Annotated in this window: 12 protein-coding genes and 1 pseudogene; 2 read left to right on the top strand and 11 right to left on the bottom strand. The window is 71.8% G+C overall.

Features of this window, described 5'->3' with window-relative positions:
- Positions 1-38: 38 nt before the first annotated feature.
- The 7 genes and pseudogenes from IG54_RS0124430 to IG54_RS0124400 form a co-directional block, all read right to left on the bottom strand.
- Entirely contained in the window at positions 39-3,170 is a 3,132-nt protein-coding gene (locus tag IG54_RS0124430; protein ID WP_030788388.1) for a type I polyketide synthase, read from the bottom strand.
- Position 3,171: 1 nt separating this feature from the next.
- Positions 3,172-9,804, bottom strand: coding sequence for a type I polyketide synthase (locus IG54_RS0124425; protein WP_051819883.1), 6,633 nt, complete (start codon positions 9,802-9,804; stop codon positions 3,172-3,174).
- Between the two features lie 363 nt (positions 9,805-10,167).
- Positions 10,168-14,652: pseudogene (locus IG54_RS0124420) on the bottom strand (type I polyketide synthase); the annotation flags it as partial.
- A 78-nt stretch (positions 14,653-14,730) separates the two neighbouring features.
- Positions 14,731-17,790, bottom strand: coding sequence for a type I polyketide synthase (locus tag IG54_RS0124415; RefSeq protein ID WP_078594442.1), 3,060 nt, complete (start codon positions 17,788-17,790; stop codon positions 14,731-14,733).
- 45 nt (positions 17,791-17,835) lie between these two features.
- The gene (locus tag IG54_RS0124410) at positions 17,836-18,573 is read right to left on the bottom strand and encodes a thioesterase II family protein (protein ID WP_030788375.1); all 738 of its coding nucleotides are present in this window, start codon (positions 18,571-18,573) and stop codon (positions 17,836-17,838) included.
- Positions 18,570-19,817, bottom strand: a complete 1,248-nt coding sequence (locus tag IG54_RS0124405) for a cytochrome P450 (protein ID WP_030788371.1) — start codon at positions 19,815-19,817, stop codon at positions 18,570-18,572. The genes IG54_RS0124410 and IG54_RS0124405 overlap by 4 nt, the downstream gene beginning before the upstream one ends.
- The gene (locus IG54_RS0124400; RefSeq protein WP_030788369.1) at positions 19,814-20,125 is read right to left on the bottom strand and encodes a phosphopantetheine-binding protein; all 312 of its coding nucleotides are present in this window, start codon (positions 20,123-20,125) and stop codon (positions 19,814-19,816) included. The genes IG54_RS0124405 and IG54_RS0124400 overlap by 4 nt, the downstream gene beginning before the upstream one ends.
- A gap of 295 nt (positions 20,126-20,420) precedes the next feature.
- Between IG54_RS0124400 and IG54_RS0124395 the strand changes: the two genes are divergently transcribed.
- Positions 20,421-21,257: a putative nonproteinogenic amino acid hydroxylase gene (locus IG54_RS0124395; RefSeq protein WP_030788366.1), complete on the top strand. Its 837-nt coding sequence runs from the start codon at positions 20,421-20,423 to the stop codon at positions 21,255-21,257.
- A gap of 142 nt (positions 21,258-21,399) precedes the next feature.
- On the top strand, positions 21,400-22,320 hold the full coding sequence (locus IG54_RS0124390) for a phytanoyl-CoA dioxygenase family protein (RefSeq protein WP_030788363.1): 921 nt from the start codon (positions 21,400-21,402) through the stop codon (positions 22,318-22,320).
- Positions 22,321-22,401: 81 nt separating this feature from the next.
- Here IG54_RS0124390 and IG54_RS0124385 read toward each other — a convergent pair whose 3' ends face one another.
- From IG54_RS0124385 to IG54_RS43050, 4 genes are all read right to left on the bottom strand, one after another.
- On the bottom strand, positions 22,402-23,679 hold the full coding sequence (locus tag IG54_RS0124385; protein WP_051819881.1) for a cytochrome P450 family protein: 1,278 nt from the start codon (positions 23,677-23,679) through the stop codon (positions 22,402-22,404).
- Positions 23,680-23,713: 34 nt separating this feature from the next.
- Positions 23,714-24,451, bottom strand: a complete 738-nt coding sequence (locus IG54_RS0124380) for a thioesterase II family protein (protein WP_051819899.1) — start codon at positions 24,449-24,451, stop codon at positions 23,714-23,716.
- A gap of 17 nt (positions 24,452-24,468) precedes the next feature.
- Positions 24,469-25,536, bottom strand: a complete 1,068-nt coding sequence (locus IG54_RS43055; RefSeq protein WP_234336327.1) for an alpha/beta fold hydrolase — start codon at positions 25,534-25,536, stop codon at positions 24,469-24,471.
- On the bottom strand, positions 25,494-26,365 hold an 872-nt coding region (locus tag IG54_RS43050; protein WP_234336326.1), incomplete at its 5' end, for an AMP-binding protein. The genes IG54_RS43050 and IG54_RS43055, both read right to left, overlap by 43 nt.

Raw genomic sequence — 26,365 nt, 5'->3', positions numbered from 1 at the left:
GCGGTTCTTTCCCACTTTCACCGACGTGAAAAAGGTGGTCAAGACTGTCCCGTCGGCGGGACGGTGGCGCGGTTCGTCATGGCGGTCGTGAGGTGCTCGGCGATCAGCCGCGGGGACGGATGCAGCAGCACCAGGTTCGGGCGCAGCCTGAGTCCCGTCGAGGCGGCGAGGCGTTTGGTGAGGTCCACCGAGAGCAGCGAGTCGAATCCGATGTCCTTGAAGCCCTGGTCGGGGTCGACGCTCTCACCGGAGCGGTGTCCGAGGACGGCGGCGACCTTCTCCAGGACGTGGTCCAGTACGAGGCGCGCGGCGTCGCCGCCGGTGAGCGCCGCGAGCCGCTCCGGCAGGGAGTCGGGCGGCTCGTCGGCCTCCGGCGGCTGCTCCGTCGGGGCGAGGGGCGTTGCGGCCTCGGCGGGCGAGGATTCCAGCCAGTACCGTCGGCGGCGGAAGGCGTAGGTCGGAAGGTCCACGCGCGGGCGCCGCCCGATGAGGGCCTGCCAGTCCACGTCCCCGCCCCGCACGTGGAGTCGGGCCAGCGATTCGACCAGTGCCTGCGTCTCGCCCCGGTCGCGACGCGACGACGACAGGACCATCGCGTCGTCCCTGGCCTCGAGGATCTCCTGCACGGGTACGGTCAGTACAGGGTGCGGGCTCATCTCGATGAACAGCCGGAATCCGTCGTCGACCAGCCGCCGTGCGGAGGACTCGAAGAGGACCTTCTCGCGCAGATTGCGGTACCAGTACTCCGCCGTCAGCTCCGCGGGGTCGATCCTGCGGCCGTGCAGCGTGGAGTAGAAGGGCAGCTTCGCGCCGAGCGGCAGCACGTCGGCCAGCGCTTCCGTCACCTCGTCCCGGACACGCGACACCTGCGGTGAATGGGAGGCGTAGTCGACCGGGATCCGCCGTGCCTGGGTTCCCTCGGCCGTCATCTTCGCGACGAACTCGTCGAGGGCGGCCGGTTCCCCCGAGACCACCACCGAGCGGGGCCCGTTGACGACCGCGAGGCTCAGCCGGTCCTGCCACGGAGCCATGCCTTCCGTGACGTACGCGGCGGACGCGGAGACCGAAGCCATCCCGCCGTGACCGACGAGCCGCTTGAGCGCCTTGCTGCGCAGCGCCACGATCCGGGCGGCATCCCGCAGGGACAGCGCACCGCAGACGTACGCGGCCGCCATCTCGCCCTGGCTGTGCCCTACCACCGCGGCCGGTTCCACGCCCCAGGACCGCCACAGGGCGGCCAGGGACACCATGACGGAGAACAGCGCCGGCTGGACGACATCGACCCGCTCCAGGCCCGGCGCGCCCTGTGCGCCGTGCAGCACGTCGAGCAGGGACCAGTCGACCCACTCGGCCAGGGCGGCCGCGCAGTCGTCGAGGGACCGGGCGAAGACCGGGAAGTCGGCGTAGAGCTGCCGCCCCATCCCGGCCCACTGCGAGCCCTGCCCCGGGAACATGAAGACGGCGCCACCTGGGTCACCGGCCACGCCGCGGAAGACTCCCGCGGACTCCGCGCCGTCGCGCAGCAGGGCCAGGCCGCTCAGCAGTTCGTCCCGGTCCCGGCCCACCACCACCGCGCGGTGCGTGAACCGTGACCGGCTGGAGACCAGTGAGCACCCGACGGCAGCGACATCCAGGTCCGGCTCGGCCATGGCGAACGCGCGCAGCTTCTCGGCCTGCCGCCGCACGGCCGCTGCGTCCTTGGCCGACAGGACCCACGGCACGGGAACGCCCGGAGCCGCCTGGGGGGCGCGGTCCGGGCGCGGCCCCGGTTCCTCCTCCAGGATCACGTGCGCGTTGGTGCCGCTGACTCCGAAGGAGGACACCCCGGCCCGGCGCGGGCCCTCCCCACGGACCCACTCCCGTCCGTCCACCAGCAGTTCGACCGCTCCGGACGACCAGTCGACGTGCCGTGAGGGCACATGTGCGTGCAGCGTCTTCGGCAGGAAGCCGTTCCGCATGGCCATCACCATCTTGATCACCCCAGCCACCGCGGCGGCGGCCTGGGCATGACCGATGTTCGACTTCAGGGACCCGAGCCACAGCGGCCGGCCCGCGGCGCGGTCGTGCCCGTAGGCGGCCAGCAGGGCGCCCGCCTCGATGGGGTCCCCGAGCGCGGTGCCGGTGCCATGCGCCTCGACCGCGTCCACCTCGCGGGCCGTGACGCCCGCGTTCGCCAGTGCCCGCCGGATCACCTTCTCCTGGGCCAGACCGTTGGGGGCGGTGAGGCCGTTGCTGGCACCGTCCTGGTTGACCGCGGAACCGCGGATCACGGCGAGCACGGGGTGGCCGTTGGCGCGTGCGTCGGACAGCCGCTCCAGCAGGAGCACCCCCACTCCTTCCGCCCATCCGGTTCCGTCGGCGCCGTCCGCGAACGACCGGCACCGCCCGTCGGCCGACAGGCCGCGCTGGCGGGAGAACTCCAGGAAGATCGCCGGTGTCGACATCACCGACGCGCCACCCGCCAGAGCCAGCGAGCACTCCCCCGCGCGCAGCGACCGCACCGCCAGGTGCAGGGCCACCAGGGACGAGGAGCACGCCGTGTCCACCGTTACCGCCGGTCCGGTCAGCCCGAGTTCGTACGCCACCCGGCCGGAGGCGACGCTCGGCGCGCTGCCGTGCATCAGATAGCCCTCCAGGTCGCCCCCGCCTGCCTCCAGGAAACGCGACCCGTATTCGGAGGAGCTGACGCCGGAGAAGACGCCGACGTCCGAGCCGCGTACCGACGCGGGGACGATGCCCGCCCGTTCGAAGGCCTCCCAGGACGTCTGCAAGAGCATGCGCTGCTGCGGGTCGACGGCGAGCGCCTCGCGCGGGCTGATGCCGAAGAAGTCGGCGTCGAAGTCGGCGGCGTCGGCCAGGAATCCTCCGTGGCGCACGTAGGAGCGGCCCACCGCGTCGGGGTCGGGGTCGTAGACGTCGCGCCATCCGCGGTCCGCGGGGAACTCCCCCACCGCGTCCCGGCCTTCGCGGACCAGGTCCCAGAGGTCCTCGGGCGTCGCGACGCCGCCGGGGTAGCGGCACGCCATCGCGACCACGGCGACCGGCTCCCCGCGACCGGCCTTAAGGGCGTCGTTCTCCCGCCGGAGGCGGTCTCGTTCCTCCAGCAGGGTGCGCAGTGCCTGCTGGACCCGGTCCGAGCCGTCCGCGCGGCGATCCAGGGGGTGGTTCACGTCAGTTGCCCCTCTCGTCCGGCTCGTCCGGCTCGTTCAGCTCGTTCAGCTCGTCCAGGGCCAGGTCGACCAGCGCGTCCAGGTCCATGGCCGCCAGTGCGGCCGCGTCGGTGACTGGTTCCTCGGCCTGCTCGGCCGTGTCTGGTTCCGTCGGGTCCGCGCAGGCCAGGAGCTGTTCGAGGATTCCCGAGTCGCGCAGTCTGCCGATGGGGACGGTCCGCAGCACGTCCCGGATCTCCTCGTCCCCGGCCGGATGCGCGCGTGGCGCCGGGCGGAGCAGGCCGAGGAGGTGCCCGCCCAGCTCGCGGGGGGTCGGATAACTGAAGACGAGGGTGGTCGCCAGACGCAGTCCGGTCCGGGAGGCCAGGCGGTTGCACAGTTCGACGGAGGTCAGCGAGTCGAAGCCGAGGTGGGTGAACGACGAATCCGCGTCGATGTCGGCGCCGGTGGGATGGCCGAGCACGACGGCCACTTGGTCACGGACCCAGTCCAGCACAACCGGTTCCGCCTGCTCCGGCGGCAGCGTGGCCAAGGCGGCGGGCAGGCCGCGGACGCCGGCGGCGCCGTCCCTCGCGGGGCGTGCGCGGCCGCCGTCGACGAGGCCGCGCAGGAGGAGCGGCAGCTCGTCACCGGCCGTGTCGCGCAGCGCCGGCAGGTTCAGCCGGGCCGGGATCACGACGGCCGTGCCGAGCGTCCGTGCGGCGTCGAAGGCGGCCAGCGCCTCCGGTGTCGGCATCGGGGCGACGCCCAGGCGCCGGACGCGCGCGAGGTCCGTCTCGTCCAGGTCCTCGGTCATGCCGCTGGTCTGCTCCCACCATCCCCAGCACAGGGACATGCCGGGCAAGCCGGCGGCCGCGCGGTGGGCCGCCAGGCCGTCCAGGAAGCCGTTGGCGGCGGCGTAGTTCGCCTGCCCCGGTGTGCCGAGCGTGCCTGCCAGCGCGGAGAAGACGATGAACGCGGAGAGCGGCCGGCCCTGGGTGAGTTCGTGCAGATGGACCGCGCCGCCCGCCTTGGCCCGCAGCGCGTCGTCGAGGTCCCGCGCGGTCAGGGACGCGAAGGTCTTGTCCGCCAGCTCGCCCGCCGCGTGCACCACCGCCGTCAGCGGATGTCCGGCGGGCATGCGTGCAAGCAGATCTGCCACGGCCGCGCGATCCGACACATCGCATTCCACGACGCTGACGAGCGCGCCCGCCTTCTCCAGGTCCGCGACCAGTTCGGGCGCCCCGGACGCCGTGCTGCCGCGACGGCTCGCGAGCACCAGGCTGCGGACCCCGTGCGCGGCGACGAGGTGGCGGGCCACGTGTGAGCCCACTCCCCCGGTCCCGCCGGTGACCAGTACGGTTCCGCCGCCGAGACCGCCGCCGATGTCGAGGACCAGCTTTCCGGTGTGACGGCCCTGGCTCATCTCGCGGAACGTCTTGGCCGCGTCACTGATGTCGCGGACCGAGACCGGGATCGGCCGCACCTGCCCGGCGGTGAACAGCTCCATGACCGCCCGGAACATCACGTGGATCGCCGCCGGTCCCGCTTCGTAGAGGTCGAAGGCCCGGTAGCCGACGCCGGGGTGCTCCGCGGCGACCTGCCGGGGATCGCGGATGTCGGTCTTGCCCATCTCGACGAAACCGCCGCCCTTTGGGAGCAGACGCAGGGAGGCGTCGACGAATTCGCGCGCCAGGGAGTTGAGCACCACGTCCACGCCTCGGCCGCCGGTGGCGGCGAGGAACGCGTCGGCGAACTGAAGGTCCCGTGACGACGCCAGGTGGGCGTCGTCCAGTCCCATCTCGCGCAGGGCGGGCCACTTCGCCGGGCTCGCGGTCGCGTAGACCTCGGCGCCGATGTGCTGCGCCAGTTGGACGGCGGCCATGCCCACCCCGCCGGCGGCGGCGTGGATGAGGATCCGCTGCCCCTTCTCCAGCCGCGCCACCTGGAAGAGGGCGTAGTAGGCGGTGAGGAACGCTCCCGGTACGGAGGCCGCCTCGGCGTGACTCCACGCGTCGGGGACGGGCATGAGCAGGCGGTGGTCCGCCACCGCTACGCGGCCGAACGCGCCGGGGAACATGCCCATCACACGGTCGCCGGGGGCGAGACCGGTGACGTCGTCCGCCACCTCCAGTACGGTTCCGGCGCCCTCGCTGCCGATCCCGGCATCGAAGGTCGTGCCTTTCACCAGCCCCAGCGCGATCGTGACGTCGCGGAAGTTGAGTCCCGCGGCCTGTACGGAGATCCGGACCTGACCGCTGGTGAGGGGGGCCTCCACCTCGGGGCAGGGGACGAAGGTGAGGTTTTCCAGGGTCCCCTTGTCCACGATGCCCAGACGGTGGGCGCCGGTCGCCGGTGGCTCTGCGCGGTGGCTCGCGGGCGGGGCGGGCGCCAGACGGGGGGTGAGCAACGTCCCGTCACGGACGGCCAGTTGGTCCTCGTCGAGGGTGAGCGCGTGGTGGAGCTGGGCCCAGGAGGTGGTCTCGCCGTCGGTGTCCACCAGCCGGATCCGGCCGGGATGCTCGGACTGCGCGGAGCGGATCAGCCCCCATACGGAGGCGCCGGGCAGGCTCTCGACGCTCTCGCCCCGGCCGGTGTCGAGAGCCAGGCGGGTGAGGACGACCAGCGTTGATCGCGCGAGCGACGCCTCGGCGAGGAAGCGCTGCGTCCAGCCGAGGGCTCGGGCGTCCGCCGCGCTGACCGAGCCCAGCAGACCGGCATCGGCATGGACATCGGCATCGGCATCGGCATCGGCGAAGTCGTCGGGGCACAGGATGATGTGCCGGGGTGGTTCCCCGGCGACGACCGAGTCCATGGACGGGTGCGGGCGGACCTCGATGCCGTCGGCCGCGCGGAGTTCGCCGGCCAGGCCGTCGCCCGTACCGAGGACGGCCAACGGCTCATGGGGGACGTCGCCCGCCCGGGGCCGGACCGGCGCCCACTCCAGCTCGTAGAGGGTCGGTGTGGGGTCACCGCCCGCCGTGCGCAGCTGTTCGGCGCTCGTCGGCCGGAACGCCAGCGCATCGATACGAGCGAGCCGGCGGCCGTTCTCGTCGGCGGCCGTCACGGTCACGACGCCGTCGTCGACCGGCGAGATCCGCAGCCGCACGGTCGAGCCGCACTTCCCGGCCGGGACCGCTCCGGACCACGAGAAGGGCAGCCACCCCCGGCCCGGCGCGAACGTGAGGACTCCGCCGGCGACCACGGCGTGCAGCGCGGCATCCATCAGGGCCGGGTGCAGGGTGAATCCGGGGCCGGTGGAGTCGTCGGCCGCCGGGGGCAGCGTGGCCGCGGCGAAGAGTTCGTCGCCGCGCCGCCACACCTCGCGCAGGCCGCGGAACACGGGCCCGTAGTCGAAGCCCACGTCGGCGAAGGTGTCGTACAGATTGCTGATATCGACTTGTTCCGCTCCGGCGGGCGGCCAAGCGAGGAGCGCGGGTGTCGTCCCGGTGCTCGCAAGGGTGGGTGTCAGGCCGCCTGTCGCGTGGCGGGTCCAGGGGCCGGCCGGGCTGCCCTGCGCGGCCGGGCGCGCGTACACGCTCAGCGAGCGGCGCCCCGTTCCGTCCTCCGGCTCGACGACGATCCGTACCTGCACGTCGCCCGACGCGGGAACCACCAGGGGTACTTCCAGGGAGAGTTCCTCGACCGTCGTACAGCCGACGAACCCGCCCGCCGACAGCGCGAGGTCCAAGAAGGCCGTGGCCGGTACCACGGCGGCGCCGAACACGGCGTGGTCGGTCAGCCACGCGTGGGTGCGCAGCGACCACAGGCCCGTGAAGACCGTGTCGTCGGTGCCGGGGTGGTCCACCACGGCACCCAGCATTGGGTGGCGCGGATCGGTCAGACCGGCGTCGGACACCTCCGTCGTGCCCGTCGTGCCCGTCGCGGCCAGGAAGTCCAGCCAATAGCGCCGACGCTGGAAGGCGTACGTCGGGAGATCCACGCGGCGACGCGCTCCGAACAGGGCGTCCCAGTCGACGGGCCGCCCCACGACGTGCAGTTGGGCCAGCGCGCGGATCAGCGTGTCGACGGCCCCACGGCCCCGCCGCGACACGGACAAGGCCGTCGCGTCGTCCGCTTCCACGGCGGCGAACGCCTCTTTGGTGATCCCGGTGAGACCGGCACCCGGCCCGACCTCCAGGAAGACGCTCGTACCGGCCGCGCGGGCGCACTCCACGGCCGCGAAGAAGCGCACGGGCCGGCGTATGTGGTCCACCCAGTGCGCGACGGACGTCAGTTGCTCGGCGGTGGCCTCGCGGCCGGACAGCGTGGAGATCACGGGGATCGCCATGCTTCCCGCCGGGATCCCGTCGATCGCCGCCGCGAACTCGTCCAGGACCGTGTCCATGAGCGGGGAGTGGAAGGCGTGGTCGACGTCGAGCGGTTTCGCGGAGGTGCCGCGGGCCTTCAACCGCTCCCGCAGCACGGCGATCTCGTCACGGTCGCCCGAGACCACCACCGAGTCCGGGCCGTTGACGGCGGCGACGCCGACCCGGCCGAACTCGCCGAGCAGCGGGGTCAGTTCGGCTTCCGAGGCACGCACCGCCAGCATGGCGCCGCGGTCGGCCAGCTCCTGCATGATCCGGCCCCGCGCGGCCACGAGCCCGGCCGCGCTGTCGAGGTCGAGGGCACCGCAGACATGTGCTGCGGCTATCTCCCCGACCGAGTGCCCGAGCAGGCGGTCGGGCTGCCCGCAGTAGTGCGTGACGAGCCGGTAGAGAGCCACCTGGAGGGCGAAGAGCGCGGGCTGCGCGATGTCGGTGCGCTGTGCGTCCTGCCGGCCCTGCTCTCTCGTGTCGGCCAGGAGCAGCGGCTTCAGCGCGAAGGGCAGTCGGCGGTCGAGACGCTCGCAGACCTCGTCCAGGCTCCGGGCGAAGACGGGGAAGTCCGCGTAGAGCTGCCCGGCCACGCCCGCCCACGGCGATCCCTGGCCGGGGAACATGAAGACCGTGCCGCCCCGGCCGGTGGCCACGACGCCCTGGACCACGCTCGCGGTCTCCGTGCCGTCGCTCAGCGAGGCCAGAGCGCTCAGCAGTTCGTCCCGGTCCCTGCCCAGTACGACCGCCCGGTGATCGAAGCTCGACCGGCACGACACGAGTGACGACCCGACATCCGCGAGGTCGGGGCCCTGGCCGGCGGCGGCGAAGGCGCGCAGCTTCTCCGCCTGGGCCCGCAGCGCCTCCCGCGAGCGTGCCGACACGACCCACGGCACCAGGCTTCCCGTGCCGCCGGGGAGGGGAGCGGCGGCAGGAACCGGGGCCTCTTCGGGGGCTTCCTCCAGGATCAGGTGCGCGTTCGTGCCGCTGGCACCGAAGGCAGAGACGGCCGCGCGCCGGGGGCGCCCCTCGGTCTGCGGCCACTGCGTGGCGCCGGTCAGCAGCTCCACCGCCCCGGCCGACCAGTCCACGTGGCGTGTCGGGCGGTCCACGTGCAACGTCCTGGGCATGACCCTGTGCCGCATCGCCATGATCATCTTGATGATTCCGCCGACGCCCGCGGCTGCCTGGGTGTGGCCGATGTTCGACTTCAACGAGCCGATCCGCAGCGGCCGGTGGGGGTCCCTCTCCTGTCCGTAGGTGGCCAGGACGGCCTGTGCCTCCACGGGGTCGCCCAGGGTCGTGCCGGTCCCGTGTGCCTCCACGATGTCCACATCGCTCGCCCGTACCCGGGCGTCCGCCAGGGCCGCCCGGATCACCCGCTGCTGGGCCGGGCCGTTGGGCGCGGTCATGCCGTTCGACGCGCCGTCCTGGTTGATGGCCGACCCCCGGATCAGCGCCCAGATCCGTCGGCCGTGACGCCGCGCGTCGGACAGCCGCTCCAGTACCAGTACGCCCGCGCCCTCGGAGAAGCCGGTGCCGTCGGCCGCGTCGGCGAAGGCCTTGCAGCGGCCGTCCGCCGCCAGGCCGCCCTGCGTCGACATCTCCCGGAACACCTGGGACGTCGCCATGACCGTGGCGCCTCCGGCCAGGGCGAGCGAGCACTCGCCCTGGCGCAGGGACCGTACGGCCTGGTGGACCGCGACCAGCGACGACGAGCAGGCGGTGTCGATCGACAGGGCCGGTCCTTCCAGGCCCAGCGCATAGGACACCCGCCCGGACGCCACGCTCAGCAGCGCGCCGGTCTGTCCGTAGCCCGAGATGGCCTCGGGGGTGACGTGGTGGTTTCCATAGCCGAAGTACGCGAGGCCCGAGAAGACTCCGGTGGCACTGCCGCGCAGGGTCGACGGGACGATGCCGGCCCGTTCCAGCGATTCCCAGGAGGTCTCCAGCAGCAGCCGGTGCTGGGGGTCGGCGGCCAGCGCCTCGCGCGGGCTGATCCCGAAGAAGTCGGCGTCGAAGTCACCGGCGTCCGGCAGGAACCCGCCCGACCGCGTGGAGCACGTCCCCGGGCGGTCGGGATCCGGGTCGTGGAGACGCTCCAGATCCCAGCCGCGGTCCGCCGGGAAGTCCGAGACGGCGTTCTGGCCGCCGTGCACGAGGCCCCAGAGGGTGTCCGGTGAGGCCACTTCCCCCGGGTAGCGGCACGCGGCACCCACGATGGCGATCGGCTCGGCGGCGGCCTCCGTCGCCTCCTTCAGCTGCCGGCGTGTTTCGATCAGCTCGAGCGAGGTCCGCTTGAGGTAGTCGAGAAGATGAGCGTTGTCGTCGTCAGTCATCGCTCTTCCCTGGGAGTGTCTTTCGTTCGGTCGGTCGGTCGTGCGGTGCCTGCCGGACCGCGCGTCTCGCGGTCGTATGGGCTAACCGAGTTCTTCGTCCAGCAGCGAGAGAAGCTCTTGGGCCGAGGCCGCGCTGATCCGGTCGGCGACCCCTCCGGCCGCCGCGTCGTCCGACATCGGACGGATCCGGCCCTGGAGTTCGCCGAGAAGCTTGGACACGGCGGCCCGGTCGTCGCCCGCGAGGTCCGGCAGGGCTTCCTCCAGCCGGTTGCCCAACGCCGCGATCTCGCTCGTCAGACGCTGGGCCGAGGACTCCCGGACGGTGGGTGCGCCCGGGTCGACGCACGCCGTCAGGTACTCCGCGAGGGCCCGCGGATTGGGGTGGTCGAAGGCGAGCGTGACGGGCAGTCTCAGCTCGGTCTCCGCGGCGAGCCTGTTCCGCAGTTCGACCGCCATCAGCGAATCCAGGCCGAGGTCCCGGAACGCCGCGGTGGGTTCGACGGGCACGGCCCCGTCGTGGCCGAGGACGCGTGCGGTCTCCGCTCGCACGGCCTCGACCAACACCGCCTCGGCGCCGGCCCGCGGCAGGGACCTGATCTGCCGGGCGAGGTCCGGGGCGGCGGTGTCGCGCTGCTCCGCACGACCCGGTTCGGCGCCGCTCGGGGGCGGGGAGCCGGTGCGGCCGCCGCGCAGCGCACCGAGCGCGGAACGGTCCAGGCGCGCCGGTACCAGTACCGGCTCCTCGCATGAGATCGCCGTGTCGAAGAGCGCCAGGCCTTCGTGCGGCGGCATCGGTCGCACGCCCTGCCTCCGAAGGCGGGCGATGTCCGCTTTCCGCAGTCCGGCGCCGAGTTCGCTGGGGTGTTCCCAGTAGCCCCAGCACAGCGCGTCGGCGACCAGGCCCTCGACGCGCCTACGCTCCGCCAGCCCGTTGAGGAACGCGTTGGCAGCCGCGTAGCCGGTCTGCCCGGCTGTGCCCAGCACGCTCGCGACCGAGGAGAACAGCACGAACGCGGACAGGCCCAGATGCCTGGTCAGCTCGTGCAGGTGCCAGGCGCCGCGGGCCTTCGGGGCGAGCACCGCGTCGACGCGGTCCGCGGTCTGCGCCGCCAGGACTCCGTCGTCCAGTGCGGCCGCGCAGTGGACCACGGCGGTGAGGGGATGCTCCTGCGGCACCGACGCGATCAGGGCGGCGACGGCCGCGCGGTCGGTGACGTCGCAGGCGACCGTCTCCACGTGCGCGCCCGCGGCGGCCAGTTCGTCGCGGAGCCCGGCCGCCGCGGGTGCCGCCGGTCCGCGCCTGCTGGTCAGCACCAGTCGGCGGACCCCGTGGCGGTGCACGAGGTGACGGGCCAGCAGGGCGCCCAGTCCGCCGGTGCCTCCCGTGATCAGTACCGTTCCGGCGTCGAGGCGGGGAGCGGCCCCGGCCGGTGCGGACCCGTGGACCGGCGTCAGCCGCGGGGTGGACACCGCTCCGTCCCGGACCCTCAGCTCGGGTTCTCCCGTCCCGGCGGCGGCCGGAAGGCATGCCCAGGAGGCGTTTCGGTCGTCGGTGTCCACGAGCACGAACCGGCCCGGGTTCTCTGTCTGCGCGCTGCGGACGAAGCCCTGGACCGCCGCCGCGGCGGGGTCGGGCCGGTGCGTGTCGTCGTGGGCCGCGTCACGGGTCACGATGACCAGGCGTGCGCCGGAGAACCGCGGGTCGCGGAGCCAGGCCTGGGTCCATCGCAGTACCTGGTGGAGGTTGCGCTCCGTGGTGGCGCAGGGGTCGTCACCGGCTTCCGGCCGGTCGACGAAGGCCAGGACGATCGGGGGGACCGTCCGGCCGCAGTCCGCGAGTTCGTCGAGGCCGGTGACGACGGTAACGTCGTGCCCCAGGGATGCGGCGATCTCAAAGGGGGCTCCCATCACCGCGTACCGCGCCTCGGCCGCGGCGACGGCAACGGGGTACGGCTCCCACTCCACCCGGTGCAGCAGCGACAGCCGTCCGCTGTCCGCCACCGCGTCGCCCTGCTCTTCGCCGGGCACTGCCGTCACGGCGTCGACGACCGAGGGGTCCGTGGTGGTGCCGGTGCCGTGCGGGGCGTCGAACCAGTACCGCTCCCGTTGGAAGGTGTACGTCGGCAGCTCCACCCATCGGCCGTCCGTGTGCGGGAACGCCGCCTCCCACGACACGTCGAGGCCCGAGGCGAATGCCTCGCCCGCACCTCGGTACAGCCGCGCGAGGCCGCCGTCGCCGCGGCGCAGTGAGCCCACCACCACGCCGTCGGCGTCCTCGTCGCCGTCGAGCATCTCCTGGATGTTGACGGTGAGCAGCGGGTGCGCGCTGACCTCGACGAACACGTTGCGCTCCTGGCCGAGCAGGCCCTTCAGGGTGTCCTCGAACCGGACCGGCTCTCTCAGGTTCCGGAACCAGTAGGCCGCGTCCAGCTCCGCCGTGTCGAGCAGGCCGCCGGTCACCGTCGAGTGGAACGCCACCTGTGAGGAGACGGGCGTGATCGGGGCGAGGTCCTCGGTGAGCCGGGCCTCGAACCTGTCCAGCAGCGGTGAGTGTCCAGGCACACTCGCCGGGATCCAGCGGGCGCGTACCCCCTCCGCCTCGCACGCGGCGAGCAGTTCCTGGAGCGCTGCCGTGTCACCCGAGACCGCGGTCGAGAAGGGTCCGTTGACGGCTGCGATCACGGCCCGGGACCCGAGCCGGTCCAGCAGTTGACGCACTCGGTGTTCGGCCGCCACGATCCCGGCCGTGCCGCCCTCCTCGGCCGTCGTGGCCAGCAGGCGCGACCGCAGGGCCACGATCCTGGCCGCGTCGGGCAGCGTCAGGGCGCCCGCGACGTACGCCGCGGCGATCTCGCCCTGGGAGTGTCCGATCACGGCGTCCGGCACCACTCCCAACGACCGCCACACCCGCGCCAGCGACACCATCACGGCGAACAGCGTCGGCTGGACCACGTCGATGCGGTCCAGGTCCGCCGCCTTCGGGCCGCCGCGCACGGTGTCGGTCAGCGACCAGGACACCCAGGGGTCCAGGGCCTCGGCGCAGGCCCGCATCTGCTCGGCGAACACCGGGCACGTCTGCCACAACTCCGCGCCCATTCCCGCCCATTGAGCCCCCTGGCCCGGGAACACGAAGACCGTCCTGCCGACCGGCTTCGCGACGCCCTGGACCGCACCGGCGGGGTGTCCCCGGCCCTCGGCCACGGCGGTGAGGCCGGTCAGCAGTTCCTCGCGGTCCGCCCCGGTCACCACGTGCCGGTGCTCGAACAGCGAGCGCGTCCCGATCAGCGAGCGGCCGATCTGAGGGGCCGTCAGGCCGGGGTGCGCGGCGACGTGGTCCCGCAGCCGCCGGGCCTGCTGACGCAGAGCCTTGGGCGACCGGGCGGACAGCACCCAGGGCACCGCCCCCGCGGCGGGGTCCTCTGCCGGGCGGACCGAGGCGGACTCCTCCTCGGGTGCCTGCTCGGGTCTCTGTTCCGGTGCCTGCTCAAGGATGAGGTGCGCGTTCGTGCCGCTGACGCCGAAGGACGACACTCCCGCGCGACGGGGACGCCCCGGCACGCCGGGCCAGTCCCTGGCCTCGGTCAGCAGCCGTACGGCTCCGGAGGACCAGTCGACGTGCGGTGTCGGCCGGTCCACGTGAAGCGTTCTGGGCAGCGCTCCGTGCCGCATGGCCATGATCATCTTGATCATTCCGCCGACGCCCGCCGCTGCCTGGGTGTGGCCGATGTTCGACTTCAGCGAACCGAGCCACAACGGATCGTCCATGGCCCGGTCCTGCCCGTAGGCGGCGAGCAGGGCCTCCGCCTCGATGGGGTCGCCCAGCCGTGTGCCGGTGCCGTGCGCCTCCACCGCGTCCACGTCACCGGGCGAGAGCCGGGCGTCGGCCAGGGCGGCCCGGATCACGCGCCGCTGCGCCGGTTCGCTCGGCGCGGTCAGCCCGTTGGACGCCCCGTCCTGGTTGACCGCGGAGCCCCGGATCACCGCCCAGATCCGCCGCCCGTGACGCCGCGCGTCGGACAGGCGCTCCAGCACCAGCACGCCGGCCCCCTCGCCCCAGCCGGTGCCGTCGGCGGCCTCGGCGAACGACTTGCACCGTCCGTCGGCGGCCAGGCCGCGCTGCCGCGAGCCCTCCACGAACAGACCGGGGGTGGGCAGCACCGACACCCCGCCGGCGAGCGCCAGTGTGCACTCCCCCGACCGCAGGGACCGCACGGCCTGGTGGACGGCCACCAGCGACGAGGAGCACGCGGTGTCGAACGAGACGGCCGGCCCGTGCAGGCCCAGCACGTACGCCACCCTGCCCGAGGCCACGCTGGGATACGTGCCGGTGATCCGCAGGCCCTCCACCTCGGCGGCCGCCTCCTCGCCCAGCCGCGGGCCGTAGTCGACCCCGTAGATCCCCGTGAACACGCCGGTCGCCGAACCGTGCAGTCCGTCAGGCGCGATTCCCGCCCGCTCCAGCGCTTCCCACGAGATCTCCAGCATCAGCCGCTGCTGCGGGTCCATGGCCAGCGCCTCGCGCGGACTGATCCCGAAGAATGCCGCGTCGAAGTCGGCGAGCCCGGGCAGGAACCCGCCCGTGCGGAGGTAGGACTTGCCGCGCGCCAAGGGGTCCGGGTCGTGGATCTTCGCCACGTCCCATCCGCGATCCCCTGGGAAGTCCCCGAGGGCGTCCACCTCGTCGGACACCACGGTCCAGAGTCCTTCGGGGGATGTCGCGCCCCCGGGGAAGCGGCACGCCACGCCCACGATCGCGACGGGCTCGTGAGCGGATTCCTCCAGCTCGCGCACCCGTTCCCGCAGAGCCTGCGCATCGCTGACGGCGCGTCGCAGGTAGGACCGGAGCTTGCCGACGTCCTCCACTCATGCCTCCCTGAACGATCTGACGGACGGACCTGACGGGCGAGTACGTGCTGCTGCGCGGGCCTAGGCGTATCCGCGGTCGATCAGTTCGAACAGTTCGTCGTCGCTGTGGCCTTCGGCGCCGGATTGGGTTGGCGTTTGCGGGAGAGCCTGGGGATCGGCGGGCTCCGGTGCGAGCAGGGAGAAGAGGTGCCGGCTGAGCTTGCGCACGGTGGGATGGGAGAACGCGACGGTGGCCGGCAGCCGCATGCCCACCGCCGCGGCGAGGCGGTTTCGAAGGCGTACGGCCATCGACGAGTCGAGGCCGAGGTCCTTGAAGGAGACGTCCGGGTCCGGCCGGACGCCCCGGTCCGGCAGATCCGCGGACCGGCTCAGTACGGCCGCCGCCTCGGCGCTCACCAGACTCAGGACGGCGCGTTCGGAGTCCAGACCGGTGGCCGCGGTGGCCGTGCCGTCGGTGTCGGGCTCCGTCAGCCAGTACCGCTGCCGCTGGAACGCGTAGGTGGGAAGTCCGATGCTGCGCGGCTGGTGGGCGGTGAACAACGGCTGCCAGTCGACCGGCACGCCGCGCACGTGGAGTTCCGCGGCCGACAGCAGGACGTCACGCAGCCCTCCGTCGCCCTTGTGCAGGGTGCCCACCACCGGCGGGCTCACCGCCAGCGAGTCGGCCGTCTGCGCCACCGCCACTTCGAGCACCGGGTGCGGGCCGACCTCGACGAACACACCGCCGCCGCGCATCAGGTCTTCCACCACGGTGCCGAAGAGCACGGTGCGGCTCAGGTTCTCGTACCAGTACGAGGCATCGAGCGCGCGAGTGTCGAGGGGTGCCCCGGTGACCGTGGAGTGGAACGCCACGGACGAGCTTCGCGGCGCGATGTCCGCGACGGCGTCCAGCAGGCGCTCACGGACCCGCTCGACGTGGCGGGAGTGGGAGGCGTAGTCCACCTTGACCCGGCGCACCCGCACCCCCTCACCGGCGGCCATCGCCGCGAACTCGTCGAGGGCCGCGCCGTCCCCGGAGATCACCACGGAGCCCGGCCCGTTGACCGCGGCCGTGGACAGCCTCCCGGACCACCGCGGCAGTCGGTCGCGCACCCAGTCGGCGGACGCGGACACCGCGCTCATTCCCCCGCCGAGACCGGTCAGTTCGGTCAGTGCCCTGCTGCGCAGGGCGACGATCTTCGCCGCGTCCTGGAGGGTGAGGCCGCCCGATACGCACGCCGCGGCGATCTCGCCCTGCGAGTGCCCCACCACCGCGTCGGGCACCACGCCCAACGACCGCCACACCTGCGCCAGCGACACCATCACGGCGAACAGCGCCGGCTGCACCACGTCCACCCGGTCCAGCGAGGCGGCCGGTTCCGCGCCGGTCACGACGTCGATCAGCGACCAGTCCGTCCAGGGCGCCAGCGCCCGGGCGCACTCGTCGATCCGCTGGGCGAATCCCTCGGACTGTGCGTACAACTGCCGTCCCATGCCCACCCATTGGGATCCCTGCCCGGGGAACACGAAGACGACCGGACCGGTGTGCTCCGCGACCGTCCCTCGTACCGACCGCGCCGCTTCCCCGCCTGCCGCGAGGGCGTCGAGTGCGGCCAGGGACTCGGCCCGGCCGTCGCCCAGGACCACCGCGCGGTGCGCGAAGTGTGTCCGTGTGGTCAGCAGCGAATGTCCCACGTCGGCGGCGGAAAGGGCGGTGTGGGCGGTCAGGTGGTCCCGTAGCCGCGCCGCCTGTTCCCGCAGCGCGGGCGCGGACCGCGCCGACAGCACCCACGGCAGTACTCCCGCGCCCGCGGCGGCCCCTCGACCGTGCGCGGCGCCGGGAGCCGCCTGCTCCTCCGGGGCCTGTTCGAGGATCACATGCGCGTAGGTGCCGCCCATGCCGAAGGACGACACCCCGGCCCGTCTCGGCCGGCCGGGCGTGCTCGACCAGGGCCGCGCCGCTCGCGGTACCTCGAAGTCCTCGTGGAAGTCCGGGACCGAGGGGTGGGGCGTCCGGTGGTTCAGGCTCGGGACCAGCCGGCCGTGCGCCACGCAAAGCGCCGCCTTCACCAGGCCGACGATGCCCGCCGCGGGCTCCAGGTGGCCGACGTTCGTCTTCACCGAACCGACCACCAGGGGGCGGCTCCTGCCGGTCCGCCGGGACACCGTGCGCAGGCCGGACAGCTCGGCGGGATCGCCGCGCCGGGTGCCGGTGCCATGGGCCTCGACGTATTCGACTCCGTCGAACGGCACGTCGGTGCTCTCCAGTGCGGCCAGCACGGTCGCCGCCTGTGCCTCGGGGCTGGGGTCGGGCATCCGGAAGGCGGCGCCGCCGCTGCCGATGCCCCAGCCGCGCACCAGGGCGTGGATGCGGTCGTGATCGGCGACCGCGAGGTCACGGCGTTTGAGGACGACGAAGGCTCCGCCCTCCCCGCGGACGAACCCGTTGGCCCGTTCGTCGAAGGTGAAGCAGCGCCCGTCGGGCGAGAGGACTCCCAGGTTCGCCAGGCCGAGTCCGGATTCCGGGTCGGCGATGAGGTGCACGCCGCCCGCGATCGCCATGTCGACCGCACCGCTCCTGATGCGGTCGCAGGCCAGCGCCAGGGCGACGAGCGAGGAGGACTGGCCGGAGTCCGCGCAGAAGCTCATGCCGCGGATGTCGAACAGGTGCGAGATCCGGTTCGCGATCAGCGCTCCGCTCGATCCGAGCGCGGAGTAGTGGTCGTCCCGGTCGCTGCCGGACAGCTTGCGCAGCAGTTCGTACCCGGAGGGTGCGCCGGCGACCATTACGTCGACCCCGCGGCCCGCGAGCGCGGCCGCCGGCACGCGGGCGTCCTCGACGGCCTCCCAGGCGAGTTCGAGGCCCAGTCGCTGGACGGGGTCCATGGCGACGGCCTCCGCCGGCGGGATGCCGAAGAAGTCCGCGTCGAACAGGTCGACGGAGTCGAAGAACGAACCCGCGTTCACCGTGGCCGCGTCCGGGTGGGACGGGGGCCGCACGTCGACGGCCCGCTGCTCGGGAAAGACGCCGACGGTCGACTTCCCGTCGAGCAGGAGCCGCCAGAACTCCTCCAGGTTCCGCACGCCGGGAAAACGGCACGCCATCCCGACCACCGCGATGTCAGCGGCTGTGCTCCTCATGCTGCCCCTTTCCGGCTTCTTCGGCTGATGCCTGTTCCCCGGCACTCACCGCCAGCAGGTCACCAACTCCTGTAGTGCGCGCGGGGCGTTCATGAAGTCGTGGTGGCCACCGTCGATGACGTGGAACCGCACGGTGTCCGAGTACTGCCGCCAGCCCTGGAGCTGGTCGAGGTTCACTTCCGGGTCGTCGCGCCAGTGCAGGACGACGAGGGGACAGCCCAGCGGGACCGGTTCCGTCCGCCGGTACGCCCGCGCGGCGGCGAGGTCCTTCTTGAGTACGGCCAGCCCCACGTCGACGATGTCCGGCCGCGGGTCGATGCCCCGGCTGCGGACGACCGCTTCCAGCTCGTCGCGCAGTTCTGCCTCGGTCATGCTCAGCATCCGGTCACGGGGGCCGTCGTGCGGCGGCGCCTGGCCCGATACGACGAAACAGTCCGGCCGCGGCAGCCCGAGTCCGGGGAGCAGGGCGGCGGTCTCCAGCGCGTGCAGCGCGCCCGCGCAGTGTCCGAAGAGCGCGTATGGCCGGTCGAGCCGTGGCCGCAGTGCCTCGGCCAAGTCGGCCGCGAGTTTCTCGTAGGTGCCGTAGTGGGGCTCGCCGAGCCGGTTCTCACGGCCGGGTAACTGGAGCGGGCAGATCTCGGTGTCGGCGATCGACGCGGGCCAGGCGCTGAAGGCCGAGGCTCCGCTCCCGGAGTAGGGGAAGCAGAAGATCCGGGCGAGCCGGTCGGCGGAGTGCGGCCGGGCGAACCACGGTGACGCGGCGGTGGCGGGGCCAGGGGTCATGCGGTGGTCCGTTCCCGGGCGACGATGGGGAGATGGGTCATGCCCGCGATGAAAAACGACCGCAGGTGCCGGGGTTCGCCGGCGAGGTCGATCGATGCGAACCGGCCGAGCAGTTCCTCGAAGAAGATCCGCAGGGTCATCCGGGCGAGCGGCGCCCCGATGCAGTAGTGGGGCCCGAACCCGAAGGCGACGTGGCGGTTCGGGGTCCGTGTGACGTCGAACCGGTGGGGGTCGGGGAAGTGGGCGTCGTCCCGGTTCGCGGACCCGATCCAGGCGACGACCGCGCCGCCCGCGGGGACGGTGCCCGCGCCGATCCGGGTCTCCCCCGTCGCGTACCGCATGAAGTTGCAGGCGGGCGAGGTCCAGCGCAGTCCCTCCTCGACCAGCTGGGGAACCAGTGAGGGGTCGACCTGCGCCTTCGCGAACTGCTCGGGGTGCCCGATGAGCGCGAGTACCGTGCCCGCCACGGTGTGCGGCGTCGTGACGTTGGCGCCGAGGAGGATGCTGTAGCCGTCGTAGGCGATCTCCTCGTCCGTCAGCGGGGCATCGCCCGCCCGCACGCTCATCAGGTGGTCGAGCAGGCTGCCGTCCTCGCCTCCGGCCGCTCGCCGTCGCCCGACCCAGTCGGTGACATAGGCGAGCAGCTCGTGGTGGGAGATGGCGAGCGTCGCGGCTTCGCTTCCGTGCCGGAAGTGCGGGTCCGAGGGGGCCGTCACCATCGCGGTCAGCTGCACGAGTTCGTCCCAGTCCCGCTCCGGTATCCCCAGCAGGGGGCCCGTGACGATCGCCGGGAGGCGCAGGGCCTGCTCGGCGAGGTCCCAGGGGTCCCCGGCGAGCGCCGGTTCGAGGAAGCGGACGACCGCGCGCCGGATGCGTTCCTCCCAGGAGGCCACGGCACGTGCGGTGAGTCTGCTGCCGATCGCCCGGCGGACCTGGGTGTGTCGGGGCGGGTCGGTGGACGTCATCAGCAGTCCGGCGGCCACGTCGTCCTGCCCGAGGTGGGTGACGACGGTGCCGCGCTCCGAGGTGAACTCACGATGGTCTCCAAGGACACGGCAGACGTCGTCGTAGCGGGTCACCGACCAGAACTCCCGTCCGTCGGGCAGGAGCTGGTGGTGCAGGGGCGCCTCGGCGCGCATCGTGTCCCAGAGCGGGTGCGGGTCGCCCGTCTCGTAGAGGTCGAGGTCGAACAGGTTCACACCGTCGAGGCCGGTGACCGGACAGGAGCCCGGCGTCAACCTCACGTGTGCGCCCTTCCCTGCTCGACAAGGTCGGCAACGCGGGCCGGCGTCTGCGCCAGGTAGAAGGCGCGCACCGACAGTTGGACGCCGTAGTCCTGGGAAACCCGGTCGATGATCTTGATTCCGATCAGTGAATTGCCGCCGAGAGCGAAGAAGTCGTCCTCCGCTCCGATCTCGCCACCGTTGAGGTATTCGCCCCACAGCTGCGCGATCTCCTGAACAAGGCCCTCCGACGCGCCCGAAGGATCGGCCGGTGATTTCGACGCCTCGTCCCGGCCACCTCGCCGGTGGTCCTGCGGCCCCCATTCCATTGCCAGCCTTCCCTTTTGCGCTGTCCCGCCAGCGGGGCAGCACGGATCTCTTGCCGGGGGTCGGTTGTCCCGCCGACAGGACAGGTGTGACTCGTCCGATCCTGCACCGGCCGGCGCACCGGTGTCATGGGCCGGACCGACCGGATCCCGGAGCGCGAGGGCCCTATCGCGTCGCCGGACGCGGGCGCGGCCATGTCGTTGCCAAGGAATCTTTCGCGGAAATACCGTGACGGCTCAGAGCTACGCCCGGCAGCTGGCGGGCGCGTAAGCAATCATTCCGTTGAAGGGGATTTCGTTGCTGAAGTCGCAACGGCTCGCGGTGCTGCCCATCAACTCGTACGACCTGGATTCCGAGCTGTCCGTGGTGGACCGCCACGAATACGAGGGCGAGTACGACGCCCTCACTTTCGGAGCGTGGTCGTGCCATGTTCTGGCCAACGGTAGCGGCGTCAAGTCCGACATCGCCTTCCGGCCCCACAGTGACCGTCTCACCCTCACCGAGCTGGGCAGGCAGCTGCCGAACATCATGTCCGTGGTGAGCAACCACTTCTCCCTGGACCGGCTGCAATGGGTGCGCGTCTTCAGTCTTCGTGACGGCGCGATGGCTCCGCACGTCGACTTCCTGGAGTTCGAGGAGCCGGGCACACGGGTGCAGATTCCGCTGCGTACGACCGAGGAATCGCTGCATTCCGAGAACGAGACCGTCTATCACCTCAGGCGCGGCGAGGTGTGGAAAATACACACCACCGACCCGCATTCGGCGGGCAGTACCTCCGACATCGCCCGGCTGTCTCTCTGCCTCGACTTCGCGGGCGCGGACGAGCCGGTCGAGATCCGCGGTGCCATTCCTCCGGCCGAGCCGATCCGCATCATCGACCGGCCCGAACCGACGGCGGCCGAACTCGAAGAACTCCTGGAATCCTGCCGGGACCTGACCCCTGCGAACATGCGGTCGGGATTCCGCCGCTTCGCCGACCTCCACTTCCGGCGGCGCTCGCACGCCGCCACCGTCTTCGACTGGTTCGTGGAGGCGGCCCGGCGGTCGAAGGACGACGAGGTCGTCGCGAAGGCCGAGGCTTTCCGCACGTACTGCATCGAGAAGCGGCGTCAAGGGGAGACGTTCGAGTGGTGATGAGCCCACGGGCCCACCGCGTCCACCGTTCCCTTTTCGTGCGCCGCGCAGGCCGCTAGAAGCCGGCGGGCCGGGGCGCCGTGGCGGCCGCACGACATTGTTTCGCACGGCAAGCACCTGGCACAGAAGAAGGAGCTGGCGCATGACTGGACTTGGCGAAGGCGTTTTGGAGAAGGCCGCGGCGGAGTACGACGAACAGGGCTTCTCGATCATCCGCGACGTGGTGCCACCGGAGGTCCTGGAGGAGGCGCGGGCCCACGTCGAGTGGCTGACGCGGAAGTACCCCGACCTGCGCCCCGAACACTTCCACCACCCCCTGATACGCAACGACGCCTTCTGGGCCCGCCTGGTCTCCGACCGCCGTCTGGTGGACATCGCGGAGTTCTTCCTCGGCCCGGGCCTCGCCTGCTTCACCGCCCACTACATCTGCAAGCCCCCCTACGACGGGCAGCCGGTGCTGTGGCACCAGGACGGCGCGTACTGGGCGCTCGAGCCGATGCAGGCGCTGACGGTGTGGCTGGCCATCGACGAGAGCACCACGGAGAACGGCTGCCTGCGGATGATTCCCGGCAGCCACCAACTGCCGCTGCACCAGCCGTCGGCCCGTACCGACAGGCCCAACATGCTGTTCTCCACCTCCGACGAGGAGCTGGTGCGGGAGTGGGCGGACAAGTGCGGAGTCGTCGACATCGAACTTCAGCCGGGTGACGTCTCGATCCACCACCCGCACCTGCTGCACTGCTCGGAGGCGAACACCTCCGCCAAGCGGCGGTGCGGACTCGACATCGGTTACATCTCGACGGCCACGCACATCTACAGCGAGGGGATCTACCTCGATCCGCTGCTCGTACGCGGCACGGACACCGCCGGCCTCAACAGCTACCGCAGGTTTCCCGCCTATCAGAAGGGCGAGACGATCCCCTTCGCCGGCCAGGAGGAGTGGAACCAGAAGGTGGCCGCACTCAACGAGGCGCTCCCGGCCCGGAGTCTTCCCGAGGAGAGCCCGATCGAGTCCACCCGGCACATGATCGACCGGCTGCGCGAAGGCACCGTCAAGAGCTGACCCCCGCCGCGCCGACGTCGGCCTTCACGCCCCGGTCGGGGGCGTGAAGGCCGACGTTGTCGTACGGGGGCGAAGTGACCGTTACAGGCGCACCGGGAACGAGGTGAGCAGTCGGGCGCCGCCGGGTATGACCTCCCGGTACTGCAACGCGCTGCGCCGTACGGCGAGTTCCAGGCCGTCACGCCGGAGCAGCAGATGGTCGAGGGCCACCTCGCCCTCGAGGTTGGACAGTGCCGCGCCGATGCAGCGGTGGGGCCCCGACCCGAAGGAGAGGTGGCCCTCGCCCCGTTTCGGGACCCGTCGCACGTCGCACTGTTCGGGCCGGGGGAAGTGGCGCGGGTCGAAGTTGGCGGAGTGGAGGGAGCCCGTCAGGGCGTCGCCCCTGCGGATCTGGACGCCGCCGACCTCCATGTCCTCGGTCGCGTACCGCGGGCCGGCGTTCGGGATGGAGGGCACCACCCGCATCAGTTCGTCCATGGCGTGGGGCAGAAGCTCGGGTCGCGCACGCAGCAGGGCCAGTTGTTCGGGGTTGTCCTGAAGCAGCAGGATCGCGTTGAGGATGAAGTCGTTCATGGCGTGATATCCGGCGTTCACCAGATTCACCACCAGGGAGGTGATGTCGGCCTCGCTGAGCAGGCCACCGCCCTGGTCCACCGCGCTCACCAGGGTGGAGATCATGTCGTCCGCCGGTTCGGCCCGGCGCCGCTCGATGAGCCCCTTGGTGTACGTGCACAAGCCCTGGAGGCTGGTGGTGAAGTCGGCGTCGGCGTTGGCGTATTCGCCCATCCACTTCCGGATCTGGGGCTGGTCGGCCTTGTCCATCCCGATGAGTTCGCAGATGACCCCGCTGGTGAGGGGGGCGGCGTACTCGTGGAGCAGATCACCGGATCCCTTGCGGGCCAGCGCGTCGAGCAGTTCCGCGGACATCTCCTCGATCCCCGGCCGCAGCGCCTTGAGGCGCCGCATGGTGAACGCCGGCGCGAGCACGCGCCGCAGCCGTGCGTGGTCCTTGCCGTCCTCGAGGGCCAGATTCGCCCCGAAGGAGTCGCGCAGTTCGTCCGAGAGGTCGAGGGAGGAGAGCATCAGTTCCGTGATGCTGGGGCCTTCGTGGCCGGGCACCTTGCTGGCGTCCACGACGAAGCGCGGGTCGCTCAGCACGGACTTGATCTCCTCGCTGCGCGTCATCAGCCACACCCGCTGCCCGCCGGGATATCCGACGCGTACGAGTGGTGCGCGCTCCCGCAAGCGGGCCAGGGACCCCACGGGATCATCCTCGAACTCGGGGGCCAGCAGGCTGACGATCGGCTTGTCCGTTTCCCTCACCCCCTTGTCATGGGCGTGCGGGCAGGAGTCCGTCATGCGTCCACTTCCTTTCGTGGGGCGGGCGGTGAGGTCAGCGCCCGCCGGCGGTTTGGGCCCCGATCAGTTCGAGGATCTCCGCAGCCCTGTCGACCAGATACATGTGGTCACCCGGGAACTCCGCGTAGCCGAACTCCCCCGTGGTCGCCTTCTGCCACTCCTGCGCCTGGTCGGCGTCCACGAGGCCGTCGGAGCTTCCGCGCAGCGAGCAGACCGGGATCGACAGGAGTTCGTCGCTGCTCGGAACGTAGTTCTCGTGCATCTCGCAGTCGGCCCGCAGTGTGGGAAGGATCAGTTCGCGCATCTCGGGGTGGTCCAGGGCTTCGTGTCGGAAGCCCGCGAACTCCTCGACCCTGGCGAGGAACTCGTCCTGCGGCAGGCCCGTCGCCCGTCTCTCCCGCTGCGTCCACGGCCCCGGCGAACCGCTGACGACCAGCCGTTCGACGGGGACATGGCGGGCCTTCAGCAGATGGGCCAGCTCGTAGGCGAGTACGGCTCCCAGGCTGTGGCCGAACAGGACGACCCGTTCGCAGTCGCCGACGCCGGTGACGACGTCGGCGAGACAGTCCTCGGCCGCCTCGGACACGTTCCGGTGCGGCGCTTCCAGGATGCGGCGCTCCCTGCCGGGGAGTTCGACAGGGACCACGTGCCACCGGCGCCCGGCGAGGGCCCGCCAGGGGTGGAAGAACGAGGGCCCTGCCCCCGCGAACGGCACGCACACCAGCGCGGTCCCGCGCTGGCCCGCGGCGGCCGTTCCGGAACTTTCCGTCACGTCGAGCACTCCCGTCGTCAGTCGAGCCGGCCGGCGATGACCCGCATGATCTGGCCGGCGGCCTTGGGCATGTGTAGGTACTCGTGCGAGGCGTCCACGTCGAATTCCTCGATCGAGCCGAGGACGTGCCGTTTCCAGTGGGGGGCGTACGAGCCCCAGTCCCGGCCCAGTTTCGCGTGGAAGTAGAGCATGTCCCCGCCGTAGACCGGGGAGTCGTAGTCCTTCATGAGGGCACGGTTGTTGGCGCCCACCTTCCCCATGGTGTCCAGCAGGTGGTCCAGGTTTCCGGTGTTCATGAACTCGCCGAGGAATTCCGCGACTTCCTTGCGGAAGGCGTTCTCCTCCATGCCGGACAGTTCCTTGAAGCCGCTCGACGGCATGGCGTCGAGGACCGCCATGAGGGCGACCTGGTGCCCGTCGCGCTCCAGGGCCTCCGCGAGGGCGTGCACGATCGGGCCGCCGAAGGACCAGCCGATCAGGTTGTAGGGCCCCTCCGGCTGGGTCGCGCGTATCTGGGCCAGGTAGTCGTCGACCATTTCCTGAACGGATCCGGCCAGCGGGTCGGTGTCGTTCCACCCCCGGGACTGGAGGGCGTAGGCCGCCCGGTCCCGTACGTACGGCGCGAAGGCGAAGAACACCCAGCCGAGGCCGCCACCGCCGTGCACGAACCACACCGGGGACTTTCCGGTCCCGGGGTCGTCGTGCAATGGCAGCACCACCGCATAGGGATCGACGTCCTCGGCGGGGATGCCGCCGGTGAGCACGAGCGCGGCCAGTTCGGCCACGGTGGGGTACCGGACGATGGTCCGCACCGGCATGTCGACCCCGAACTGCTTGCGGATGCGGGCGCTGAGCCGGGTGGCCATGAGGGAGTGCCCGCCGAGCACGAAGAAGTCGTCGTCGATGCCGACCTTCTCCACTCCCAGCAGTTCGCCGAAGAGGGCGCAGAGCTTCTCCTCGTGGGCGTTGCGGGGCTCCCCGCTGTCCGGGAGGGTCTCGTACTCGGAGGGGAGCGCGTTCCGGTCGAGTTTGCCGGCCGCGGTCAGCGGGAGTTCCGCCAGGGGGACCACCACTGCCGGCGCCATGTAGTCCGGGAGCTTCTCCCGTACGTACGCGGGCAGTTCGGCGGCGTCGAGGTCGGCGCCCCGGGTCCGGTCAGCACCTGTTCGATCTCGCTCAACTCGATGCGCTGGCCGCGGAGTTTGACCTGGAAGTCGGTCCGCCCGATGTACTCGACCTGGCCGTCCTTGGTCCACCGCGCCACGTCCCCGGTGCGGTACATGCGCCCGCCGGGCTCGCCGTGGGGACAGGCCACGAACCGGTCCGCCGTCAGTTCGGGGTGTCCCAGGTACCCTCGCGCCAGGCACGCACCGGCCAGGTACAGCTCGCCGTTGACGCCGGGCGGGACGGGTCGCAGCGCCGCGTCCAGGACGTAGACCTGGCAGTTCCAGATGGGTCTGCCGATGGGCAGCCGGTCCGCGCCCGGCACATACCGGGAACCGGTGACCTCGACCGTTGCCTCGGTGGGGCCGTAGAGGTTGTGGACCTCGCACCCGGGCAGCAGCTCGACGACACTGTTGGCCAGCGCGGGAGGAAACGCCTCACCGGCGACCTCGATCCACCGCAGGCTGTCGCACTGCCCCGCCGCCGGCTCGGCCACGAACGCCTCCAACAGCGAGGGCACAAAGAACGCGCCCGTGACCGCCTCCCGCCGGATCAACTCCGCGAGATACGCCGGATCCCGCCGCCCGTCCGGCCGCGCCACCACCACCGCCCCGCCCACCTGCAACAGAGCAAACAACTCCGGCACCGACGCGTCGAAACCGGCGGTGGTGCTCAACAGCATCCGGTCCTCGGCCGTCACCGCGACATGCGACAACCCCCACCGGATCCGGTTCATGATCGAACGGTGCG

Origin of the sequence: Streptomyces sp. NRRL S-920 (genome assembly GCF_000717945.1) — a bacterium.
GTDB lineage: Bacteria > Actinomycetota > Actinomycetes > Streptomycetales > Streptomycetaceae > Streptomyces > Streptomyces alboniger.
The sequence above is the reverse complement of the archived record's forward strand: the minus strand, read 5'-3'. Positions and strand labels throughout refer to the sequence as shown.